The organism is Conexibacter stalactiti (assembly GCF_033542075.1).
GTDB classification, from domain to species: domain Bacteria; phylum Actinomycetota; class Thermoleophilia; order Solirubrobacterales; family Solirubrobacteraceae; genus Conexibacter; species Conexibacter stalactiti.
On the sequence record NZ_JAWSTH010000203.1, the window covers coordinates 1 to 2,834 of the forward strand.

The following is a 2,834-nucleotide window of genomic DNA, read 5'->3' on the forward strand; positions in this document are numbered from 1 at the left end:
GCCGCGGGCGGCGCGGCCGCCGTCGCGGGCGGAGCAGCCGCGGGCGGCACGGCCGTCACCGCCGGTCACGTCGCCGCCGTCGTCGCGGCCGCCGTCGTCGCCGGCGGCGGAGCGGTCGAGGTCAAGCGCACGCTCAGCCCGCCCTCCTCCGCTCCGGCCGCGAAGGTCATCAGAGCGGAGCGGCCCAGAGCCGAGCCGCTGCTCGCGGCCGCCGCCTCGGTGCAGGCGCGGCCCGCCTCCGTCCCCGCCGGGTCCACCGCCGGCGGCACCGCCGCGGCCGGGGCCGGCGCCAACGCCGCCGACGGCGCCGGCAGCGCGAAGGCCGTCAAGCTCAAGCTCAGCCGTGAGCCGTCGGGCGGGACCGTCACGGTCACGCCGATCGCGACGCCGCCGGTCACGACCGGCGTCGGCAGCGGCGTCACCAACGGCGGCGCCGCCGCGCCCGACGACGCCTCGATCGTCGACGATCCGCTTCCGGTCGACGAACCGACGACCACGCCGACCGAGCCCGTCGACACGACGCCGACGACCGGCAGCGGCACGACGTCCACGCCGCCGACGACCGGCGGTACGACGACCGCTCCGCCGACGACCGGCAGCGCCGCCAGCGGTTCGACCGGCACGCCGCCGGCCGGCAGCGCCCCGCAGGGCGTTCCCGCGGGCACCGGCAGCACGCCACCGGCGACCGGGACGCAGCCGCCCACGTCGCCGTCGACGACCGGCGGGGCGAGCAGCACGCCGAGCAACGTCACGCCGCCGCCGCTGCCGTGACACGCTAGGGTCGCCCCATCGACCCGCTGCTGCCACCGCTCGACCACGAGGAGCTGTACGTCCGACGCGGTCCGCGCTCCGGTCTGACGACGATCGTCGCCGTCCACTCGACGGTCCGCGGTCCCGCCCTCGGCGGCTGCCGCGTGTGGAGCTACGACCATCCCGCGCTCGCGGTCCGCGACGCGCTGCGGCTCGCCCGCGCGATGACGTACAAGGCCGCCTGCGCCGACCAGCCGCTCGGCGGCGGCAAGGGCGTGATCGCGCTGCCGCCCGGCATCAGGCTGACCGGCCGCCTGCGGCGCGACGCGCTGCTCGACTTCGGCGAGACCGTCGACCAGCTCGACGGCCGCTACGTGACGGCCGAGGACGTCGGCATCGCCAGCCGCGACATGGCCGTGATCGCGGAGGCGACGAGACACGTCTCTGGCCTCGCGACCAGCCGCGGCGGCTCCGGCGACCCCAGTCCCTTCACCGCGCTCGGCGTCGAGGCGGCGCTCAGAACGACCGCCGCGCAGGCGTTCGGCGACGGCTCGCTGAAGGGCCGCAGCGTCGCCGTGATCGGCCTCGGCCACGTCGGCTCACGGGTCGCGGCGCGCTGCGCCAGAGCCGGTGCCAGCCTCGTGCTCGCCGACGTCGACCCCTCCAAGCGAGCACTCGCCGACAGGCTCGGCGCACGCTGGGCGACGCCGGCGAGAGCGCTGACCGCGAAGGTCGACCTGCTCTCCCCCTGCGCGCTCGGCGGCCTGCTCGACGAGGCGGTCGTGCCGCGGCTGCGCTGCCGCGCGATCGCCGGCGCCGCCAACAACCAGCTCGCGACCGACGCCGTCGCCGGCCAGCTGGCGGCGCGCGGGATCGTCTGGGCCCCTGACTTCGTCGTCAGCGCCGGCGGGATCGTCAACATCGCCGTCGAGCTGGAGCCGAGCGGTTACGACGCCGCCGTCGCGCGTCGCCGCGTGCGCGCGATCGGCGACACGCTCGCCGAGATCTTCGCCGCCGCCGACTCGGCTGGCACGACGCCGCTCGCCGCCGCGCTCGCGCTCGGCGAACAGCGGCTCGCGCCCTGACGCGCCACTCCCCTCGCCCCACCGCGATCGGATACGGTCGTCTCCGGGGAAGGGGAGAGCCGTGGAGGAGCCGCAACGCGCCGATGGCAGCGCCGGGGCAGGCCGCAGCGGGGCCGGCCGTGACAGCGTGCGCTGGGATGCGCTCGGCCCGGCCGTCGCGGCGAAGCTGGAGCCGGCCGTCGAGACGCTCGTCGACGACGTCTTCGCCGCGATCGCGCGCCGCGACGTGCCGCGCGAATGGATCGTCGGGAGCCCCAACGCTCGCCACGGCGTCGAGCACGGCGTGCGCGGACTGCTCGCGCTGATCGAGCGCGGCCCCCACGGCCAGCTGCCCGGTCGCGGGCTCTACTTCGGCTTCGGGCGCGGCCAGCTGCGCGCCGGCCGCTCGCTCGGCGCGCTGCTCGCCGCCTACCATCACGCCGCGCGCGCGACGTGGGACGCGATCGCGCAAGAGGGCGACGGCGCCGCGCTGCCGCAGGAGACGCTGCACGCGCTCGGCGACGCGATCCTCACCTGCCTCGCCGAGATCTCCGCCGCCTCGGCTGAGGGCTTCGCCTTCGAGCAGGCCGCGCTCAGCCCAGGCCGCGCCGATCGCCGCCACCAGCTCGTCGCCGCGCTCGTGCGCTCGCCGTCGGCGCCGCCGCAGGAGCTGCACGCGCTCGCGCTCGCCGCCGGCTGGACGCCCGGCCTCGTGCCGGCCGATCGGCCCACGCGCGGCGCACGCGGCTCAGCAGCCGGCCCCGCGCCGGCGACCGCGATCTCCGCGGGAGGCGCCGGCCTCACCGTCGCCGCGATCGCCTTCGACGGCGAGCGCGCCGGCCGCCTCGCCGCCCGCCTGCCCTCCGGCGCGCTGGTCGCGCGCGTCGACGGCCTCGGCTACGCGATCGTGCCCGACCCCGACGCGCCTGGCTGCCTCGCCGGTCTGCGCGCGCGGCTGCACGACGTGCACGCCGCGCTCGGGCCGGCGGTCGAGCTGGCGCGCGCGGCCGAGTCGGCGCG

1 protein-coding gene and 2 pseudogenes are annotated in these 2,834 nt (G+C 78.2%); all 3 read left to right on the forward strand.

Going from position 1 to position 2,834, the window contains the following annotated elements; all coding sequences use genetic code 11:
* Positions 1-771 (forward strand): annotated as a pseudogene (locus tag R7226_RS31200) (hypothetical protein); the annotation flags it as partial.
* A gap of 53 nt (positions 772-824) precedes the next feature.
* Entirely contained in the window at positions 825-1,835 is a 1,011-nt protein-coding gene (locus R7226_RS31205) for a Glu/Leu/Phe/Val family dehydrogenase (protein ID WP_404827931.1), read from the forward strand.
* 61 nt (positions 1,836-1,896) lie between these two features.
* Positions 1,897-2,834: pseudogene (locus R7226_RS31210) on the forward strand (hypothetical protein); the annotation flags it as partial.